The sequence below is a fragment of the Nocardia sp. NPDC050717 genome (genome assembly GCF_040654275.1).
Classification (GTDB): Bacteria; Actinomycetota; Actinomycetes; order Mycobacteriales; family Mycobacteriaceae; genus Nocardia.
This window is the reverse complement of the sequence record NZ_JBFAHR010000015.1, coordinates 117110-135799: the sequence shown is the minus strand read 5'-3', so window position 1 is coordinate 135799 and position 18690 is coordinate 117110. Positions and strand designations below refer to the sequence as shown.

The 18690-nt window shown below is 69.8% G+C and carries 18 protein-coding genes; 11 read left to right on the top strand and 7 right to left on the bottom strand.

Features of this window, described 5'->3' with window-relative positions; genetic code table 11:
• Positions 1–40: 40 nt before the first annotated feature.
• Positions 41–1672: an NAD(P)/FAD-dependent oxidoreductase gene (locus tag AB0H56_RS26220; protein WP_357168022.1), complete on the top strand. Its 1632-nt coding sequence runs from the start codon at positions 41–43 to the stop codon at positions 1670–1672.
• 51 nt (positions 1673–1723) lie between these two features.
• On the opposite strand, the gene AB0H56_RS26215 is transcribed toward AB0H56_RS26220, so the two are convergent.
• Positions 1724–2230, bottom strand: a complete 507-nt coding sequence (locus tag AB0H56_RS26215) for a flavin reductase family protein (protein WP_357168020.1) — start codon at positions 2228–2230, stop codon at positions 1724–1726.
• A gap of 130 nt (positions 2231–2360) precedes the next feature.
• On the opposite strand from AB0H56_RS26215, the gene AB0H56_RS26210 reads away from it, so the two are divergent.
• The gene (locus tag AB0H56_RS26210; RefSeq protein ID WP_357168018.1) at positions 2361–3050 is read left to right on the top strand and encodes a PadR family transcriptional regulator; all 690 of its coding nucleotides are present in this window, start codon (positions 2361–2363) and stop codon (positions 3048–3050) included.
• A 32-nt stretch (positions 3051–3082) separates the two neighbouring features.
• Here AB0H56_RS26210 and AB0H56_RS26205 read toward each other — a convergent pair whose 3' ends face one another.
• Entirely contained in the window at positions 3083–4018 is a 936-nt protein-coding gene (locus AB0H56_RS26205) for an iron-siderophore ABC transporter substrate-binding protein (protein ID WP_357168016.1), read from the bottom strand.
• A 67-nt stretch (positions 4019–4085) separates the two neighbouring features.
• Between AB0H56_RS26205 and AB0H56_RS26200 the strand changes: the two genes are divergently transcribed.
• From AB0H56_RS26200 to AB0H56_RS26190, 3 genes are read left to right on the top strand one after another with little or no spacing between them, the layout of a single operon-like run.
• Entirely contained in the window at positions 4086–5132 is a 1047-nt protein-coding gene (locus tag AB0H56_RS26200; protein WP_357168014.1) for an iron chelate uptake ABC transporter family permease subunit, read from the top strand.
• Positions 5129–6220 carry an iron chelate uptake ABC transporter family permease subunit gene (locus tag AB0H56_RS26195; protein ID WP_357168012.1) on the top strand — a complete coding sequence of 364 codons (1092 nt, stop codon included), beginning with the start codon at positions 5129–5131 and terminating at the stop codon, positions 6218–6220. Before AB0H56_RS26200 ends, AB0H56_RS26195 begins: the two co-directional genes overlap by 4 nt.
• Positions 6221–6272: 52 nt before the next feature.
• Positions 6273–7052: an ABC transporter ATP-binding protein gene (locus AB0H56_RS26190; protein WP_357168057.1), complete on the top strand. Its 780-nt coding sequence runs from the start codon at positions 6273–6275 to the stop codon at positions 7050–7052.
• On the opposite strand, the gene AB0H56_RS26185 is transcribed toward AB0H56_RS26190, so the two are convergent.
• Complete coding sequence (locus AB0H56_RS26185; RefSeq protein WP_357168055.1) at positions 7049–7942, bottom strand: alpha/beta hydrolase; 894 nt, start codon at positions 7940–7942, stop codon at positions 7049–7051. The genes AB0H56_RS26190 and AB0H56_RS26185 overlap by 4 nt on opposite strands.
• A 315-nt stretch (positions 7943–8257) precedes the next feature.
• Here AB0H56_RS26185 and AB0H56_RS26180 point away from each other — a divergent pair, with 315 nt between their 5' ends.
• From AB0H56_RS26180 to AB0H56_RS26165, 4 genes are all read left to right on the top strand, one after another.
• A complete protein-coding gene (locus tag AB0H56_RS26180) occupies positions 8258–9505 on the top strand; it encodes a carboxylate--amine ligase (RefSeq protein WP_357168010.1) in 1248 nt (415 codons plus the stop codon).
• A 39-nt stretch (positions 9506–9544) separates the two neighbouring features.
• Positions 9545–11551, top strand: a complete 2007-nt coding sequence (locus tag AB0H56_RS26175) for a hypothetical protein (protein ID WP_357168008.1) — start codon at positions 9545–9547, stop codon at positions 11549–11551.
• Between the two features lie 71 nt (positions 11552–11622).
• The gene (locus AB0H56_RS26170; RefSeq protein ID WP_357168006.1) at positions 11623–11970 is read left to right on the top strand and encodes a hypothetical protein; all 348 of its coding nucleotides are present in this window, start codon (positions 11623–11625) and stop codon (positions 11968–11970) included.
• Positions 11963–12595 carry a Dabb family protein gene (locus AB0H56_RS26165; protein WP_357168004.1) on the top strand — a complete coding sequence of 211 codons (633 nt, stop codon included), beginning with the start codon at positions 11963–11965 and terminating at the stop codon, positions 12593–12595. The genes AB0H56_RS26170 and AB0H56_RS26165 overlap by 8 nt, the downstream gene beginning before the upstream one ends.
• A 37-nt stretch (positions 12596–12632) precedes the next feature.
• Here AB0H56_RS26165 and AB0H56_RS26160 read toward each other — a convergent pair whose 3' ends face one another.
• The 4 genes from AB0H56_RS26160 to AB0H56_RS26145 all read right to left on the bottom strand — a co-directional run bounded on the left by AB0H56_RS26160 (position 12633) and on the right by AB0H56_RS26145 (position 16985).
• The gene (locus AB0H56_RS26160; RefSeq protein WP_232999205.1) at positions 12633–13481 is read right to left on the bottom strand and encodes an IclR family transcriptional regulator; all 849 of its coding nucleotides are present in this window, start codon (positions 13479–13481) and stop codon (positions 12633–12635) included.
• A 177-nt stretch (positions 13482–13658) separates the two neighbouring features.
• Positions 13659–14564 carry a biphenyl-2,3-diol 1,2-dioxygenase gene (gene bphC, locus AB0H56_RS26155; protein ID WP_110040588.1) on the bottom strand — a complete coding sequence of 302 codons (906 nt, stop codon included), beginning with the start codon at positions 14562–14564 and terminating at the stop codon, positions 13659–13661.
• Between the two features lie 26 nt (positions 14565–14590).
• The gene (locus tag AB0H56_RS26150) at positions 14591–15769 is read right to left on the bottom strand and encodes an acyl-CoA dehydrogenase family protein (protein ID WP_357168002.1); all 1179 of its coding nucleotides are present in this window, start codon (positions 15767–15769) and stop codon (positions 14591–14593) included.
• A 28-nt stretch (positions 15770–15797) separates the two neighbouring features.
• On the bottom strand, positions 15798–16985 hold the full coding sequence (locus AB0H56_RS26145; protein WP_357168000.1) for a Rieske 2Fe-2S domain-containing protein: 1188 nt from the start codon (positions 16983–16985) through the stop codon (positions 15798–15800).
• A 187-nt stretch (positions 16986–17172) separates the two neighbouring features.
• Between AB0H56_RS26145 and AB0H56_RS26140 the strand changes: the two genes are divergently transcribed.
• Both AB0H56_RS26140 and AB0H56_RS26135 read left to right on the top strand, forming a co-directional pair.
• Entirely contained in the window at positions 17173–17757 is a 585-nt protein-coding gene (locus tag AB0H56_RS26140; protein WP_357167998.1) for a hypothetical protein, read from the top strand.
• A gap of 120 nt (positions 17758–17877) precedes the next feature.
• On the top strand, positions 17878–18687 hold the full coding sequence (locus AB0H56_RS26135) for a mycofactocin-coupled SDR family oxidoreductase (protein WP_110040591.1): 810 nt from the start codon (positions 17878–17880) through the stop codon (positions 18685–18687).
• Positions 18688–18690 lie beyond the last annotated feature (3 nt).

Genomic DNA, 18690 nt, shown 5'->3' with positions numbered 1-18690 from the left:
CGCCCGCAGAGAAACCGGTCTCCAGCGAAAGGCAGACACTGTGAACCCCGAGACCCCATCGGCACCAGCGAACGATCCGGCCGACGTCGACGTGGTCGTCGTCGGCGCGGGCATCGCCGGACTGTATGCCCTGCACCGCTTCCGCCGCAGCGGGCTCACGGTGCGGGTGTTCGAGGCAGGCGCAGGCGTTGGCGGCGTCTGGTACTGGAACCGCTACCCGGGCGCGCGCTGCGATGTCGAGAGCGTCGACTACTCCTACTCCTTCGACGACGCGCTGCAGCAGGAGTGGGACTGGAGCGAGAAGTACGCCACCCAACCCGAGATCCTGGCCTACCTCGAACACGTCGCCGACCGCTACGACCTGCGCCGCGACATCGAATTCGAGACCAGGGTCACTGATGTCGTGCTCGACGAGACGACCCTGCGCTGGCGGGTCGGCACCGACACCGGCCGCGCGGTCTCCGCGCGCTTCGTGGTGCTGGCGACCGGTCCGCTGTCGAACGCGAACACCCCCGACATCGCGGGCCTGGACACCTTCGCGGGCCAGATCCTGCACACCTCGCACTGGCCGCACGAGGGCGTCGACCTGACCGGTCAGCGGGTCGGCGTGATCGGCACCGGCTCCTCGGGCATCCAGACCATCCCGTGCCTGGCCGAGCAGGCCGAGCGGCTCACCGTGTTCCAGCGGACCGCCAATTACAGTGTGCCCGCGGGCAACACGCCGCTGACCGAGCAGGAGCGGCAGGCGCAGAAGGCCGGCTACCCCGAGCGCAGGCGGCTGTCGATGCTCAGCGGCGGCGGTTCTCCGCATCAGGCGCATCCGGAATCGGCGCTGGCGGTCGACGAGCGGGAGCGTCGCGCCGCCTACGAGAAGCGCTGGGCGCTGGGCGGTGTGCTGTTCAGCAAGACCTTCCCCGACCAGCTCACCGATCTCGCCGCCAACGACACCGCCAGGGAGTTCTGGGAGGAGAAGGTGCGCGCGGTCATCGCCGACCCGCGCGTCGCCGATCTGCTGATCCCGCGCGACCACCCCATCGGCACCAAGCGGATCTGCACGGACACGAACTACTACCAGACCTACAACCGGGACAACGTGGCGCTCGTCGACCTGCGCGCGACCCCCATCAGCCGCATCGACGCCGACGGTGTGCACACCACCGACACCCATCACCCGATCGACACACTGGTGCTCGCCACCGGTTTCGACGCCATGACCGGCTCGGTGTCGAAGATGAACATCGTCGGGCGCGGTGGCCAGACCCTCAACGAGGCGTGGCGCGAGGGGCCGAAGACCTATCTCGGACTGGGGGTGACCGGTTTCCCCAACCTGTTCAATCTCACCGGTCCGGGCAGCCCGTCGGTGCTGGCGAACATGGTGCTGCACTCGGAGCTGCACGTCGACTGGGTGGCCGAGGCCATCGAGTTCCTCGACGGCAGGGGAGCGGTGGCGCTGGAGGCGCGGCCCGACGCGGTGGCCGACTGGGTGCGTGAATGCGCCGACCGGGCGGCGGGAACCCTGATGACACAGGCGAATTCGTGGTACCTGGGTGCCAACATCGAGGGCAGGCCGCGGGTGTTCATGCCGTTCGTCGGCGGGTTCGGGGTCTACGGGCAGATCATCGCCGAGGTCGCCGCGGCCGGGTACAAGGGCTTCGACGTGCTCGAGCCGTGACAGCGAACGACGACGGGGTGGTCCGAGCCGGACCACCCCGTCGTCGTGTCGTCAGGCCGCGAAGCCGCCGAAGCCGCCGCGATAGAACAGCAGCGGCCGCGCGCCCTCGACGGCGCGCAGGGCGCTGATCCGGGCCAGAACCACGGTGTGGTCGCCCGCGTCGTGCTCGAGCTCGACGCTCACCTCGATCCTGGCCAGCGCGCCCGCCAGCGCCGGCGCGCCGTTACCGGCCCGCTCCCAGTCGATCCCGGCGAACTTGTCCGCGCCGCTCACCGCGAACTGACGGCACAGCGCGCCCTGGTCCTCGGCCAGCACGTTGACACACAGCGTGCCCACCTCGCGCAGGCGCGGCCAGCTGGTGGAGGTCTTGGCCGGGCAGAACGACAGCAGCGGCGGATCCAGCGAGACCGACACCACCGACTGGCAGGCGAAACCCAGCGGCCCCGTCCCGTCGTGGGCGGTGATCACCGCGACACCGGTCGCGAAATGCCCGAGCACTCTGCGCAGCTCGGCGGGGGCGGGGATGTCCGCGTCGACGACGACGTGGTCTGCATTCATGGGGGATCCTCCCGGACGGAATTCGATGCTTCTCACCATCGGTGGTGCCCGGCGCCGGGCTCAAGACGTCCTCCCGGTCAGCGGTTGCCGCGTGGACTGGACCAGTGCCCAGGCTTGCTACCATGCACCGATGGCGACTCCCGACCCCGACTCCGGCGTGCCCAATCTGCCGCCGACCAGCTGGGCGGTCCTCGCCATGCTCTCCTATGAGGAAGAGGTCTCCGGCTACGACCTGAAGAAGTGGGCCGACTGGAGTCTGCGCTACATCTACTGGACGCCGTCCTACAGCCAGATCTACGCCGAGCTGAAGAAGCTCGAACAGCACGGGTTCGCCACCTCGCGGCTGGATCGCGACAACGCGACCCGCGGCAGGCGGCTCTACCAGATCACCGACGCCGGGCGCGGCGCCGTCACCACCTGGTGGAACAACGCGCCCGTCGACCCGTCGGTGCTCAAACACCATGTGCTGCTGCGGGTCATGTTCGGCCACCTCGGCTCGCCCGATCGGCTCAAGCAGATCCTGCGTGACCACATCAGCGACGTCGACCGGTTGCAGAAGCACGCCGCGGTCGACGCCGAGGCCGCCAAATCCGAACCGGGCTGGGCGTACTCGCAGATCGTGCTGCAGTGGGCCCAGCGCCACTACGAGACCGAACGCGACCTCGCCGAGCAGCTGATCGACGAGATCGACGCCGCCGCGACCGTGCTGGCCGGGGCCGAGCACGACGACCGCGCCGAATACCCGCATCCCACCCCGGGCCGGTGGCGCGAGATCGAGCAGCGCGTCAACGAAGAGGGCGGGCACCCGAACGGCGACTGAGCGGGTGGGGGCACGGTGGTGCCCCCACCGGCTCACCGCGCGGTGAGGCGCTCGATGTCGTCGATGATCTTGTTCGCGCCGAGCACGCCGATGCCGAGCATCCACGTGTCGTCGGCGACCTCGTAGGCGCGGCCACCGGCCACCGCGGGCAGCGCGCCCCACAGCGCGGTCACCCTGGCCTTGGTGGTCCCGGTCGAGGAGCCGGTGTAGTCGGCGTGGAAGACCACGTCACCGTTGATCTGCTCGTACTGCTCGGGATCGAGTTCGGCCATGGAGTACTTGTTCCACTCCCGCGCCGGATGCCGGAAACCGACCTGGGCCAGCAGCGAACCGGAGAACGTCTCCGGGCCGTACAGGCGGAACCGGTCCTCGGTGAACCGCACCATCGACACCGACTTGTCCGCCGCGCCGATCCGCAGGCCGACCGCCTTCGCGCGGGTGTCGAGCTGGGTGAGCAGCTCGGTCATCTCGGCGGATCGGCCGACCGCGGCGGCGGTCAGGTTCGCCTGCTCGTGCCAGTTGGTGCCGGAGTTCTCCGAAAAGACCGTCGGCGCGATGCCGCTGAGCTGGGTGTAGAGCGGCTCGTGGCGCACCTTGGTGCCGATGATCAGATCGGGGGCCAGGTTGGCGATGGCGTCCACGTCGGGATCCTGGATGGTGCCCACCGTCGGCACCCCGGACAGCTTGTCGGCCAGGTACTTCGGCGCGCCGTAGCCCATCGCGCGTTCGGTCACCGCGGCGGGCGTGATGCCGAGCGCGACGAGCGCGTCGAGGTGCGGTGAGTCCAGGACCACGATGCGCTGCGGGTTTGCCGGAACCTTCGTCTCGCCCATCGCGTGGGTGACGACCTGACCGTCGGCGACCTCGGAATCGGCCGAACCGCAACCGGTCAGCACCAGGCTCGTCGCCGCGACCAGCGCGCCGAGGGCGGTCAGCAGCCGCCGGCTTCTTCTCTTCTTGATCTCCACCCCGCTGACATTAGCCTAACCTAACCAAGGTTGCCCTCGCTTCTCGGCGGCGGGTACAGTCCCGCCGGTGCGTTCGAGTCCTTCCGCCGTGACGGCCCGCCCCGGCGCCACCCCGCTCGCGCGCGGCGGTGTCGTGCTGCTGATCTCGGCCGTGCTCCTGTTCGGCGTCTGCGTGGCCAGTCTGGCGATCGGCGCGAAATCCATCCCTATGGGCGAGGTGGTCGCCGGGCTGTTCGGGCAGGGTGACGGCAGCGTGCGGGTGATCATCGGGGACTGGCGGTTGAGCCGCACGGTCGTCGGCCTGGTCTGCGGGGTCGCGCTCGGGGCGGCAGGCGTGGTGATCGGCGCGCTCACCCGCAACCCGATCGCCGACCCCGGCCTGCTCGGCGTGAACGCGGGCGCGGCGCTCGGTGTGGTGGTGGGGCTCAGCATCACCGGCGGTCTCGGCGTCACCGGGTACACCTGGTTCGCCTTCGCCGGAGCGGGTGCCGCGGCGATCGTCGTGTATCTGCTGTCGATGATCGGGCAGGCGACGGCGTCCCCGTTGCGGCTGGCGCTGTCGGGGGTGGCACTGGCGGCGGTGCTGTCGGGGGTGACGCAGCTGCTGGTGTTCATGGACGAGGACGTCCTCGACTCCTTCCGCTTCTGGCGGATCGGTTCGCTGGCCGCGCGCGATCTCGCCGACATCGTGCCGCTGCTGCCGTACGTGCTCGGCGCCGCGCTGCTGGCGTTGCTGCTGTGCCGGGCGCTCAACGCGCTGAGCCTCGGGGACCGGACCGCCGCGGCGCTCGGGGTGAACCTGGGGCGGGTGCGTTTTCTCGGCTTCGTCGTGGTCACCGTGCTGTGCGGGGCCGCCACCGCGCTGGCCGGGCCGATCGCCTTCGTCGGGCTGCTGGTCTACCACATCGCGCGCTACCTCGTCGGCGCCGATCACCGCCTGCTCGTGCCGGTCTCGATGCTGCTCGCCCCCGTGCTGCTGCTGGCCGCCGACGTGCTCGGCCGCATCATCGCCGGGGGCGAACCCGTGCCGGTCGGGGTGATGACGGCGTTCCTCGGCAGTCCAGCGCTCATCGCGCTCATCGTCTTCAGTCCGCGGATGGGGGCCGAATCGTGACGGTCACCGAACTGTCCGGGCCCGGATCGCGCCGGATCACCGCCACCGGGATCACCCCGACCGATCTGGTGCTGCGCCTCGGGCGCGGCACCGTGCGGTTCGACCGGCGCGCGAGCCTGGTCACCGCCGGGCTGGTGCTCGCGGTCCTGGCACTGGTCGCGGTCTCGCTCATGGTGGGCGAGTACACGATCGGGCCCGGCGCGCTGTGGGACGTGCTCACCGGGCAGCCGCGGCGCAGGCTCGACCAGTTCTTCGTCGTCGACCGGCGGCTGCCGCGCGCGCTCGTCGCGGTCGGCGTCGGCGGTGGGCTCGCCGCCGCGGGCGCGATCTTCCAACGGCTGTACCGCAATCCGCTGGCCAGTCCCGACATCATCGGCTTCACCGACGGTTCGGCGGTGGGCGCGGTCCTGGTGCTGATCACCTTCGGCGGCACACTCGGCATGGGCGCGCTCGGGGCCGCGCTCGGCGCGCTGATCACGCTGGCGGTCATCGCCGTGCTCACGGTGCTCGGCGGATTGCGCGGCACCCGGCTGGTGCTGGTCGGCATCGCGCTCGGCGCGCTGTCGACCTCGGCGACGTACTACCTGCTCAGTCAGGCGTACCTGCCCTCGGCCGCAGTGGCCAACGCCTGGCTGATCGGCTCGCTCAGCGGCCGGGGGTGGGGGCAGGTGCTGATCATCGGCATCGGTCTCGCGCTGGTGACCCCGGTGCTCGTCGTGCTCAACCGGGCGTTCCACGCCCTCGACCTCGGCGACACCGTCGCCACCACACTGGGCGTGCGCAGCGGCCGCGCGCGGATGGGACTGATGGCCGGCGCGACCGTGCTCGTCGGCCTGTCGGTGGCCGCGGCCGGGCCGATCGCGTTCATCGCCCTGGCCGCACCGCATCTCGCGCGTGGGCTCACCCGCACCTCCGGCGCCGCGATCTTCGCCGCCGCGTGTGTCGGCGCGCTGCTGCTCGGGGTCAGTGATCTGGTGGCCGAACACGCCTTTCCCGCCCCGGTGCCCGTCGGCGTGATCACGGTGAGCATCGGCGGGGTTTTCCTCATCTGGCTGCTGGTACGAGAGGGTCTGCGCCATCGTGTCTGAAACATCCACCGGGACGGTCGAATCCACCGGCGACGAGCAGGGCGAGGCCCGGCTGCGCGGCGCGTCGGTGCGGGTCGCCTACGGCGAGCGGACGGTGCTGCACGAGGTGGACATCGCCGTGCCCGACGGCCGCTTCACCGTCATCATCGGACCCAACGCGTGTGGGAAGTCGACCCTGCTCGCGGCCCTCGGGCGGATCCTGCGCCCGGGCGCGGGCTCGGTGATCCTGGACGGCAAGGACATCCACCGCTACTCGACCAAGGAGACCGCGCGCAGGCTCAGCCTGCTGCCGCAGACACCGGGCGCGCCGGACGGGATCGTCGTCGGCGACCTGGTCGCCCGCGGCCGCTACCCGCACCAGGGGCTGCTGCGCCAGTGGTCCGACGAGGACGCCGCCGCGGTCGAGGAGGCGCTGGCCGCGACCGGCACGACCGACCTGCGGCACCGCCGGGTCGACGAGCTGTCCGGCGGTCAGCGCCAACGCGTCTGGATCGCCATGGTGCTGGCCCAGGCGACCGCCATCGTGCTGCTCGACGAGCCGACCACCTACCTCGACATCAGCCACCAGATCGACGTTCTCGACCTGTGCGAACGGCTGTACCGCGAGCACGGCCGGACAGTCGTCGCCGTCCTGCACGACCTGAACCTGGCCTGCCGCTACGCCACCGACCTCGTCGCCATGCGCGACGGCCGCATCATCGGCCGGGGCAGCCCCCGCGACCTGGTCACCCCCGACCTCGTGCGCGAGGTCTTCGACCTCGACTGCGTCGTCATCGACGACCCGATCACCGGCTCACCCATGATCGTGCCGGGCCGGCGCGGGGCGTCCTAGGCGAGGACGTCGCGGATCATCGCCCAGATCTGGGTGCGGGCGGTGGTGGTGGCGGTCAGCGACGGGATGGTGAGGAAGCCGTGGAAGAGGCCGTTGTAGCGGCGGTGCCGGACCGGGACACCGTCGCCGGCCAGTCGCTGCGCGTAGGCGTCGCCCGCTGAGCACGGGGGATCCAGTTCGGCCGTGATCACCACCGCGGGCGGCAGATCGGCCAGGGTGGCGGCGCGGGTCGGGACCAGGCGGACGTCGTCGGTGCCGTCGGGCGCGTAGTTCTGCCAGTACCAGCGCATGGCGCTGGTCGTGTTGTAGTGGCCGGTGCCGAAGCGCCGGTAGGACTCGGTGTCGAAGTCGTCGTCGATCACCGGGTAGATCAGGATCTGGGCCGCGATCGGCGGGCCGCCGCCGTCGCGCACCGCGATCGCGACCGTCGCGGCGAGATTGCCGCCCGCGCTGTCGCCGGCCAGCGCGATCCGCGTCGGATCCCCGCCGTACTCGCCCGCGTGCTCGGCGGTCCAGCGCAGCGCGGCGAGCACGTCGTCGTGCGCGGCCGGAGCCGGATGTTCCGGCGCGAGACGGTAATCCACCGACACGACCACCGCCCCGACGCCCGCCGCCATCGACCGGCAGAACTCGTCGTGGCTGTCCAGATCGCAGAACACGAAGCCGCCGCCGTGCGCGAACACGATCACCGGCAGCGCGGTCTCCTGGCCGTGCGGCCGGTACACCCGCAGCGGCAGGTCGCCGCCGGGTCCGTCGATCGTCAGGTCGCGCGCCAGGCGCATGTCGGGAATCCGCCGCAGCGGCGCCCTGCGGCCCAGGATCGCGGCCCGCACCTCGGCCGCCGTCATCGTCGTCACGTCGGGGAACCCCGCGTCGAGCGTGGCGAGCATGGCCGCCACTTCCGGATCGGGGACCGCACCGGGCCCACTGGTCGGGAATTCGCGCACAGTCACTGGTCCTCCTGGCAATCGGCGACGGAATCGGCGCTCGCGGCACGTCGTCCGGCCACCGTAGGTCCCGCCGTCTCCACCCGGACCGCGTTCTCCCACTGGGCGGAAACACCGGGCCCGGCAGTGCGCACCGGGGTGGTCACAGCACTGTCATGCGTGCCGGTCGCCGTGGCGGGTACTTCTCGGTGATGGCGGCATCGCAGCGATCCGGCCGGATCCCGGCGTCCGGTGCCGCCGGTCGAGAAGGGAAATGCGGTGCCGATTTCCACTGATGAATCGAAAACCCGAGACCTGAACAAAGGCTATGTCGCCCTGCTGGGGTGGAGTCTCAACGCCGTCGAAGCCGTCGATCGCTTCGATCGACGCTATCTCGTCGTCGCCCCCGAGTGGGCGGAGCCATATTGCCGAGAACACGACATCCCTTACATCCCCTGGGATTTCGAGCGGCTCAACGATCGCTCGATGGAGATCGCGGAGACCCTGCGTGACGAAGGCGTCGACGTCGCCATCCCGATCTTCGAGGAGACCGTGGAATGGGCGGGCGCGATCAATTCCGTGCTGCTCGACAATCCGCGCCTGCTCGGTCAATCCATGCTCCTGCGCGACAAATCGCTGATGAAGCGACGGGCACAACTCGGCGGCATCCGCGTCGGCATCTTCGAGGAGGCGCACGAACGCGACGACGTGATCCGCTTTCTCAAACGGGTGAATCAAACCCTGCTGAAGCTCGACGGCGACCCCAACGATCCCATTCACCTCAAGGCGTTCGACAAGGCGGGCTGCCTCGGCCACCGGATCATCCGGACCCCGGACGAGGTCGACACGATCCCCGACGACGAGTTCCCCATGCTGATGGAGTCGCACCTGGACGGCTGGGAGTTCGCGGTGGAGGCCTGGGTGCACAACGGCCGCATCTGCTTCCTGAACATCTCGGAATACGTGACGCTCGGATACTCGGTGTTCGTCCCCGCGACGCCGGAACTGGAGAAGTACCGGCCCGAGATCACCCGGCAGGTCGAGAAGCTGATCAAGACCTTCGACATCGACTTCGGTTTCCTGCACCCCGAGTACTTCGTGACCAGCGACGGCGAGATGTATTTCGGCGAGGTGGCCTATCGTCCGCCGGGTTTCAAGGTCTTCGAGCTGCTGGAGCGGACCTACGGTTTCAATGCCTATCACGCGCTGGTGCTGGCGTTCGACCCGAAGACGACCGAGGAGGAGATCGCGGCGTTCTTCCCGAAGGAAGTGGTCGACGCGACCGGGCACGCGGGGTGTTTCGGCGTCTATCCGCGGCGGCGCGTGGTCAGCCGGTTGTCGGTGCCGCCGGAGACCGAGGACCACGACTACTTCGAGTCGCACGAACTGACCGCGCCGCTGGCCGAGAAGGTCACCAAGCGCACGGCGTTCGGCAATCACTGGGGTCTGCTCTATTTCTTCGGTGATGACCCGTACACGTTGCGGGACCTGCTCAAGCGGCAAGAAGAACTCGACTTCTACATCTGATCGGTCGCGGCAGCGGCGGTGCACAGGGAAGGCTCGGCGATGAGTCCACAGAGCGGCAGCGAGACGACGCTCGAAAAACGCCTCACCACGTTGGATCAGGCCACGCAATCCCTCTCGGCGGCCGGTGATCTCGGCAAGCAGGTCAGATTGCCCCGGGTGCTGGACGCGCTGCGCCGGGTCCTGCTGCTGCCCGGCGGGTGCGCGGCGCTGCGCGCCCGTGCCGAACAGCTGGAGGCCGCGGGCCTCTACCTCGGCACGGATTGGGCTCAGCCCCAGTTCCTCATCCCGGCGCTGAGCACCGGTTCGCTGCGCAGCGCCAATGCCGACACCGTCGTGGTGGAGGCGGTGAGCGATCTGCGCCTGCTCGCCGTCGCCAAGGGCGACTACCGGCACCCGGCGATCTCGGCCGAACAGGCCGCCGACCACCTGTCCCAGGTGCTCGCGGTCAATCTCTCGCTGCTGTTCGTCCCGCCGACCGAAGCCGAGCGCGAGCGACAGGGCCGGATGGCGCAGGTATCGCGCGAACTGCTGGTCTTCCTCGTCGCCGAGATCGGCTACGAGAAGGTGCTCGAGAACCTGGTCGACGAGATCTGGCGGATCCTGCGTCAGCGGCCCATCCAGGTCGACTCGGTCAAGCGGATGATCACCCAGATCGCGGTCGCGCGCGCCAACCCCGACGTGGACCTGGGGGCGAGTGGGCTCGGGGCCGACCGGCTGATCAGCAGCCTCTACGGCACCACCGAGGGATGCCGGGAAGATCCCGGCGTCGAGGTCTACCGCGCGCGCCTGGAGACGATGGACGACAGCGCGTTGCAGTACGAGGCGACCGGCTTCGCCCGATCGATGCACGACACCGGGCTGGTCTCGCCGTATCACGCTGTGCTGCTGCGATTCCTGGTGGGCAAGGGCGAGTACCTGCTCGGCGAGGCGATGGGGCTGTCCAGCACCGGTCGCGACAGTCTGCTGTGCTACCACGAACTGGTGCGCGCGCTGATCGAGCAGGCCGTGCACGTCGAAACCGCCCAGTGCGTCTACGGACTCGCGCTGCTGCTCGAACGCCAGATCCTGTCGCAGCCGCCGGTGGCCCCGGCACTGTGGCGGCAGCTGGCGCTGCGGCTCTCCGAGCATTCGCGGCAGCGGTTGACCGAGGTGTTCGGCCCGGCGCCGGACGCCAGGGCGTGGCTGGTGTCGGGCGTGCTGTCGGTGCTCGGTCTGCCGCTGGGGATCGGGCAGGGCGACAATCCCACCTGTCAGTCGGCGCGGGCACTGTCGATGTGGGCCTACAACGATCCCGACTATCTCTTGCAGACGGTGGTGTGGGCGGCCCGCGACGACGAGATCGTCATGCATTTCGAAGGACAGCCGATCTCCTCGCGCGCGGGCGGTGACGGTCTCGCGGCCGCGGTGCAGCACGATCTGGATCCGGTCTCGCTGCTCGTGGTCCCGCACCTGGACCGCATCTACGCCGAGATGGGGCGGCGCTGTCTCGGCCGCGACGGTGACCCGCACCGCTGGATCAATCCCGAGTTCCACGGGTGGTGGTCCGGCCGGGGCTTCCGGATCAACGTCGACGTCGCGACCGGCAGGCTGATCGAGCTCGAGGAGTTCCAGCGCCACTTCTACGCCAGCTACCACCCGTACTACAACGGCAATCAGCCGGTGATCCACCCGCAGCCCGCCGGCATCGCGGTGACCGACAGCGCCGCGCGGTTCGTCGGGTGGCACGCGATCACCGTGCTGCGGGTCGCGCTCGACCCGCAGCAGCAGATGCGGGTGTACTTCTACAACCCCAACAACGACAGCGGGCAGGACTGGGGTGACGGTGTGGTCGTCGGCACGGCCGGGCACGGCGAGCGCTTCGGTGAGGCGTCGCTGCCGTTCGAGCAGTTCGCCTCGCGGCTCTACATCTTCCATTTCGACCCGCTGGAACCGGGCGAACTCGCGGCGGTCGACCGCGCGGAACTCGACCGGGTGACCGGCTATGTCCATCGGAGCTGGGGCGCGGACCGGCTCCCCGTCGACACGGAGGGCCCCGTGCAGACCTAGTGCCGTGCGCGACCTCCCGCTGGGCGGACACGACCCGACGCCACCGCCGCTGACGTGCCTACCGTCGGTGGATGGACGACGTGAAGGTCTACGTGATCGATACGGTGGTGACGAAACCCGGGCGCGGCAAGGACTTCGTCGACGCCTATCTGCGGGAGTACGCGCCCGGAGCCGAAGAGCGGGGAATGGCGCTGGAGCGGATCGTGGTGAGCCCGCCGATGTGGCTGACGGGGGAGTCGAACACCGTGACCGCCACGTGGGTGCTCGACGGCGCCGCGGGCTGGTGGGCCATGACGTGGCGCGGGCGCGGGGACCAGGCGGTGCGCCGATGGTGGGCCGACGCGGCGGAATACGTGGTCGAACGCACCAGGTCGACCGCCGCGGCGGTCGCCGATCTGGAGAGGCTCGCCGATGTTTGAGGTGATCCGCCTGATCCATGTCGCTCCCGGCACCGACCCGGCGACCACCGAGCGGTGGACCCGCTCGCTGCGTGCCCTGCTGCCCGCGGCCCGGCGCACCCTGGTGGAGCCGACGCTGCCCGGCGTCCGCAACGGCGGTGATGTCCTGGCGCACTGGTGGTTCGACGAGGCGGGAGACTGGGCACGCGCCGCCGGGCAGGTCGCCGCCGCACTCGCCGACCCGGTGGTGGTCCACGTCGACGGCGCCGAATACCTCGGCGGGACAAGCGGTCTCGCCGAGCCGGGCGCCACCGGCACGGTGCACCGCGTCCTGCTGCTGCGCGTCGCGCCGGAGACCCCGGGCCCGACGGTGCGGCGCTTCGAAGCCGACCTGCTGCGCATGCCCGAGCACATCGCCACCCTGCGCACCTGGCAGCTGAGTCCGGTGCTGCGGGCGACCGGATCGTCGCCGTGGACGCACGTCTGGGAGCAGGAGTTCACCGACCTCGACGGTCTGAACGGGCCCTATCTGATGCATCCGGTGCACTGGGCGCTCGTGGACCGGTGGTTCGATCCCGAATGCCCGGAGATGATCGTGCGCGACCGGGTCTGCCACAGCTTCTGCCGCAACACTCCACTGTCCTGATCGCCGCCGTCGGCCCCGGGCGACGGCGACGCCGGACTCACGCGGAGTGCGACACCCGCTGCTCGGGGTGCGGCCGGGTGGTCGGGCCGACGCCGAGCGGGCGCGCGTGCTGCAGCGTGGGATGCACGCGTACTCGGCCGTCGTCGACGTGGCGCCAGATGTTGAGCGCGGTCGTGCGCACGGCGGCCGCCAGCCGGTGATCGAACACCATCCGATCCACCGGCCCGCACACCGACACCGCCGCGACCGCGGCCTCGCCGGGATCACCGATTGGCGCGGCCAGACAGCCGAACCCGGGCAGCGACTCCTCGCGCTCGACCGCGACACCGTGCGCGCGCACCTTGTCCAGCGCGGCGTCGAGCTGGGCCCTGGTGGTGAGCGAATAGCGGGTGCGCGTGCCGGTGAGCCCGCCCATGACCTCGCCGACCCGGCGCTCGTCGGCGTAGGCCAGGATCGCCTTGCCGACCGCGGTGTAGGCGGCGGGACGGCGACCGCCCACGCGGGTCGGCACCGACAGGTCGCCGCCGATCTTGTCCAGGTACACCACATCCGGACCGTCGAGGACGGCCAGGTGCACGACAAACCCGGTGACCCGGTGCAGCTCGTGCAGGAACGGCATCGCGGCGCGATGCATCCGGTCCTGGTGCACCGCGAGCGAGCCGAGCTCCATCAGGCGGATGCCCAGCTCGTAGTCGCGCCCTTCCCGGCGTAGCCACCGGAGTTGCACGAGCCGTTCCAGCATCCGATGCGCCGAGGACCGGGGTAGGCCGGTGCGCCGGACGATCTGGGCGAGCGTGAGCCGGCCCGGACCGTCGAAGGCGTCGAGCAGCAGGGACGCGCGATCCAGGATCGCGCTCGGGGTTGTGGCCTCGGCCTGGATGACCATGAGATCTCCATTTCGGATCTACGTGCTGATGCCCACTCGCATATTTCGATTAGGCATATGACTATTCATACCATCTGTTGTGGTCGTTGTCACATGAATGGGCATGTCGATCATGAAAACGGCCCCCGGCCCGAGCGGTGAGGCTCGGGCCGGGGGCCGTGTCGGTGGTGCGCGGAGTTACATCGCCGCGAGCGGCTCGCTGCCGGACCAGTCGTGGCCCCAGTAGCTGTCGGCGGTGATTTCCTCGGCGGTGTAATAGGTTTCGTCGACCCGCATGCCTTCGGTGCCGAACTCGATGTCCCAGCCGCCGGGCGCGCGCACGTAGAACGAGACCATCTTGTCGTTGGTGTGCCTGCCCAGGGTGGACGAGACGGAGAAACCGTCCTTGGTCACCCGGTCCAGCGCCTGGCCGACGGCGTCGAGGCTGTCGACCTCCACCATGATGTGCACCAGGCCCGGCGCACCGCCGTGCGGCGCGGGGCACAGCGCCAGGCTGTGATGACGCTCGTTGACGCCGAGGAAGCGCACCCGCATCGGCCCGAACTCCGGCGGGGCCGGGATGCGGAACGCGCCGCGCGGCAGGAAGCCGAGCACCTCGGTGTAGAAGCCGAACGCGCCGTTGGGGTCCATCGTCGGCAGCACGACGTGGCCGAGGCCCTGGGCGCCGGTGACGAACTTCGCGCCGAACGGTGTCACCACCGGGCTGTGGTCGAGGACCGCGCCGTGGAAGATCTCGAGCGTCGCCCCGGTCGGGTCCTCGAAGGTGATGACCTCCTCGACCCGGCGGGCGTCGGCCTCTTCCACCGAGAGCGGCTTGACCGCGATGCCGGCCGCCGTGACGGCCTCCTGCACCCGCACCAGCGCCGCGTGGTCGCGCACCTCCCAGCCGATCGTCACGATCGCGTCGGTGTCGCCCGGCACGACCGTGATCCGCGCCGCGCGTTCGTCCATTCGCAGGTACAGCGCGTTCTCGTCCGGCCCGCTGCCCTCGGCGAAGCCGAGGACGTCGAAGGCGAAGGTGCGCCAGCGATCCATGTCGGCCGTCTGGATCTTGACGTAGCCGAGGCCCTTGATGTCTGTCATGTCGGTGTGTCCTTCGTGGTGTTCGGTCAGATCATCGAGCGCAGGTTGTCGGCGGGCTCGATGCCGAGGGAGCTGAGTGCCGAGGCGTGGTACACCGTGCTCGGCACATGGATCGCGTGGGCCAAACCGACGTGCGCGTCGCGCCAGAAGCGCTGCAGCGGCTTGTCCATCCGCATGGCGTTGCCGCCGGAGCGGGCGAAGATCTGGTCGACCGCGGTGACCGCGCGCCAGGCCGCGCGGACCTGGGTGCGCCGGACCGCGGCCCGCTCGGCGAAGCTGATCTCCTTGCCCGCGTCGACCAGATCGAAGATGCGGTCGACATTGGTGAGCAGTTCCTGGCGCGCGGCGTTGATATCGGCGGCCGCCTCGCCGATGGCGAAGAGCACGTACGGGTCGTCCTTGACCGCGGTGCCCTGGGCGCCGACCCGGTCGCGCTGGTAGTCCAGGTGCGCGGCCAGCGCGCCCTCGGCGATGCCGACCACCGCCGAGCTGATGCCCAGCGGGAACATCGTCGACCACGGCATCTTGAACAGCGTCTCGGTGACGCCGTACTCGCGCTGCGCGGTGCCGTCGATGACGTGATCGCCGTTCATCACCCGGTAGTCGGGCACGAAGGCGTCCTTGACGATGATGTCCTTGGAGCCGGTGCCCTTGAGGCCCACCACATTCCAGGAGTCCTCGACGATGGTGTAGTCCGACCGCGGCAGGATCATGTGCAGCATCGTCGGCGGCAGCGCCATCTTGCCCTCGGGGTCGCCGAGCATGGCGCCGAGGAAGATCCAGTCGCAGTGATCGGTGCCGGAGCTGAACTGCCAGCGGCCGTTGAAGATGTAGCCGCCCTCGACCGGCCGGGCGATGCCGGTCGGCGCGTAGGGCGAGGCGATCCAGGTGTCGTGGTCGTCGGACCACACCTCGTCCTGCACCTTCGGATCGGCGAAGGCCAGCTGCCACGGGTGCACGCCGACGATGCCGGTGATCCAGCCGCTGGCCCCGTCCAGCGCCGCGGTCGCCATCACCGTCTCGGCGAACTCGCGCGGGTGCGATTCGAACCCGCCGTACTTCTTGGGCTGCAGCAGGCGGATCGGGCCGGCCTCCTTCAGCAGCCGCGCGGTGGCGTCGGGAAGCTGTCCGAGCCGCTCCGCCTCGGGAGCCTGATCGCGCAGCTGATCGGCGATCGCGGCGATGTTGTCGAGAACCTTGGTCATCGGAGGTCGTGCTTTCTGTTGGTGGGGGTCAGGACATGGTGTTGATGACGGCGCCGCGGGCGATGTTGTCGGCGACCTCGGCTTCCCAGCTGGTCACCGCGCGCTCGGTGTCGATCTCGAACTCGAAGCGCTTGGTCATGTCCTCGGTGACGTCCTCGACGTCGACGTAGAACTGCTTGTACCAGCGGCGCAGCTGGTAGACGGGGCCGTCTTCCTCCGAGAGCAGCGGATTGTCGATGGGCGCCTTGTTCTTCCAGATCTCGACGTCCTGCTCGAAGCCGTACTCGACGCCCTGGGCGAACTGGGCGGCCATCGCGGTGGCGTCCTCGTCGGACATGCCCTCGGGCTTCTTGACCATCGCGCCGTACTGCAGCACGAAGGCGTTCTCGCTGACCGGGTAGTGGCAGTTGATCAGGACCGTCTCGATCGTCATGCCGTTGGCCTCGCTCCAGAGCCAGTCGATCATGTACGACGGGCCGAAGTACGAGGCGTCCGAACGCAGGGTGGAGTTCGGGTCGTCGTAGCTGGTGCCGACCTCGATGTCGTGGCGCGGGGTCGAGCGCATGTACTGCGTGGCGACGTGGCCCTCGAAGACGTTCTTGAAGTAGCGCGGGAAGGCGTAGTGCACGTAGAAGAAGTGCGCCATGTCGACGACGTTGTCGACGATCTCGCGGCAGTGTGAACCCTCGATGAGCATCGAGTTCCAGGTCCAGTCGGTCCACTCCGGGGTGCCGTAGCCCTCGATCTCGGGGATGGTCACCTCGTCGGTGGGCTTGCTGCCCTGCGGGTCGTGCCAGATGTAGAGCTGGCCGTTGCGCTCGAGGGTCGGCCACGACCGGGTCTTGGCCAGTGGGGGCACGCGGCGCGCATAGGGGATCGCGGTGCACTTGCCGTTGCCGCCCCAGCGCCAGTCGTGGAACGGGCAGGCGATCGAATCGCCCTTGACGGTGCCGTGGGCGAGGTTGCCGCCCATGTGGCGGCAGAAGCCGTCGAGCACGTGCAGCGCGCCGTCGGTCTCGGACTGGAACACCACCAGGGTGGTGCCGAAGGCCTTCACCTCGTGCGGCTTGCCGTCGCGGAACGACGAGAGCAGGCCGAGGCAGTGCCAGCCGCGCGCGAACCGAGTCGGCGCCGCGGCGGCCTCGATCTGCCGGTAGTCGGCGGTGGCGTCCAGCGATCGGCCGTTCGGCGTGTTCTCCGGCATCGAAACCTCCATGTATCGGACGGAGTGGGGATGAGCTGCGCCGATGGTCGCGCTGCCGGCGGGTGGTCGGCGGGCGGAGTTCCCGGTCAGCGGACATGTTTTCGTGACGAATGCCCGGTGTCCCGATGAGCGGGAGCGGAACCGGTCACACGGCGCGGGCGCGCCCTACCGTGACGGCACCCGCCTGAGAGGAGTGACGATGCACAACGTCGCCGTGGTTCTGGAGACCGAGGCCATCCGGCTGTTCGCGGAGTCGGCGCGCTCCGAGCATCCGGCCTACCGGCTCGCCGAGCGGCCCGTGGTGCCGCCGACCTTCCTGCCCGCCGACGCCTCGGGCGCCGCGCGGACCGAGACCGATCACCGGTTCTTCGGGCCGCCGCCGCGCGCGGGCGACCGGCTGACCGCGGTCCGCGCGGGCGGCGGCGATCCGGCGAACCCGGCCGCGATCAGCGCGGCGGAGTCGCTGACCCGCTACTTCGACCGCACCGGCGGTCTCGTCGCCGAGTCGTGGGCGGGGGCGGCTCAGGTCGGTGGGCCCGCCTCGCCGCAGGCGGCCGCGCTGCTGGCCACCTATGCCACCGACTGGCTCGGCGCGGAGAACATCCGGCGTTTCCGCACCCGGGTGGTGGGTGAGTTGCCGCCCGGCGACGTCATGACCTGCTCGGGGCACATCACGCAGAGCTATGCGCAGGACGGGGAAGCGCGCGTCGACGTGAGCCTGTGCGGCGTGGACGCCGCGGGCGAGGTCGTCGTGCGGGCGTGGGCGAGCTTCGCCCGCGAGTGACCCGCCTCGAGCTGAACCACCGTCCAGATTCTCGGGGCGAATCCGTGGATTCGGCACCGTGAAGCGGCCGGGGATGGTGTGGTGTTCATAATGCACATCGACGTTCGGAGGTAGTACGACATGACGCGACGCTACGAAGGCAAAGTCGCCTTCATCACCGGCGCGGCCCGTGGCCAGGGCCGTGCCGAGGCGGTGCGATTCGCCCAGGAGGGCGCGAACATCATCGCGATCGACGCGTGCGCGGAATTCGCCAGCACCGCCTACGCGGGCGCCACCGAGGCCGACCTGGCCGAGACGGTGCGGCTGGTCGAGGAGACCGGCGCGAAGATCGCGGCGAGCAAGGTCGACGTGCGCGATTTCGACGCCCTGTCGGCCGCGCTGGCGGCGGGCATCGAGCAGTTCGGGCGCCTCGACGTGGTCGTCGCGAACGCGGGCATCTGCTCGGCCGCGCTGTCGTGGGAGATCACCGCCGAGCAGTGGCAGGAGACCGTCGACGTCAACCTGACCGGTGTCTTCCACACCGCGAAAGCCGCTGTGCCGCACCTGATCGCGCAGGGCGAGGGCGGTGCGATGGTGTTCACCAGTTCGGTGGGCGGCCTCAAGGGCATTCCGTTCACCGGTCACTACGTGGCGACCAAGCACGCCATCACCGGCCTGGCCAAGACCATGGCCAACGAGCTGGGCGCGCACCGCATCCGGGTCAACACGGTGCATCCGGCCGGCGTCGCCTCGGGTATGCAGCCCAACGACATCGGGCCGCTGCTTGAGGAATACGCGAGCACGCTGGCGCCGATCTTCATGAACTCGCTGCCGGACTACATCATCGAGCCGGAGGAGATCGCCGCGACGGTGGCCTGGCTGTGCTCGGACGACGCCGCGAAGGTCACCGGCGCGCAGATCCCGATCGACATGGGCAATCTGAACCGCTGACCT

Bases quoted from the DNA above. Each gene is read 5' to 3' on its own strand.
- AB0H56_RS26170 (WP_357168006.1), top strand. From the start codon at position 11,623: ATGGACGACGTGAAGGTCTACGTGATCGATACGGTGGTGACGAAACCC.
- bphC (WP_110040588.1), bottom strand. From the start codon at position 14,564: ATGACAGACATCAAGGGCCTCGGCTACGTCAAGATCCAGACGGCCGAC.
- AB0H56_RS26165 (WP_357168004.1), top strand. From the start codon at position 11,963: ATGTTTGAGGTGATCCGCCTGATCCATGTCGCTCCCGGCACCGACCCG.
- AB0H56_RS26135 (WP_110040591.1), top strand. From the start codon at position 17,878: ATGACGCGACGCTACGAAGGCAAAGTCGCCTTCATCACCGGCGCGGCC.
- AB0H56_RS26175 (WP_357168008.1), top strand. From the start codon at position 9,545: ATGAGTCCACAGAGCGGCAGCGAGACGACGCTCGAAAAACGCCTCACC.
- AB0H56_RS26145 (WP_357168000.1), bottom strand. From the start codon at position 16,985: ATGGAGGTTTCGATGCCGGAGAACACGCCGAACGGCCGATCGCTGGAC.
- AB0H56_RS26140 (WP_357167998.1), top strand. From the start codon at position 17,173: ATGCACAACGTCGCCGTGGTTCTGGAGACCGAGGCCATCCGGCTGTTC.
- AB0H56_RS26150 (WP_357168002.1), bottom strand. From the start codon at position 15,769: ATGACCAAGGTTCTCGACAACATCGCCGCGATCGCCGATCAGCTGCGC.
- AB0H56_RS26215 (WP_357168020.1), bottom strand. From the start codon at position 2,230: ATGAATGCAGACCACGTCGTCGTCGACGCGGACATCCCCGCCCCCGCC.
- AB0H56_RS26160 (WP_232999205.1), bottom strand. From the start codon at position 13,481: ATGGTCATCCAGGCCGAGGCCACAACCCCGAGCGCGATCCTGGATCGC.
- AB0H56_RS26210 (WP_357168018.1), top strand. From the start codon at position 2,361: ATGGCGACTCCCGACCCCGACTCCGGCGTGCCCAATCTGCCGCCGACC.
- AB0H56_RS26185 (WP_357168055.1), bottom strand. From the start codon at position 7,942: ATGCTCGCCACGCTCGACGCGGGGTTCCCCGACGTGACGACGATGACG.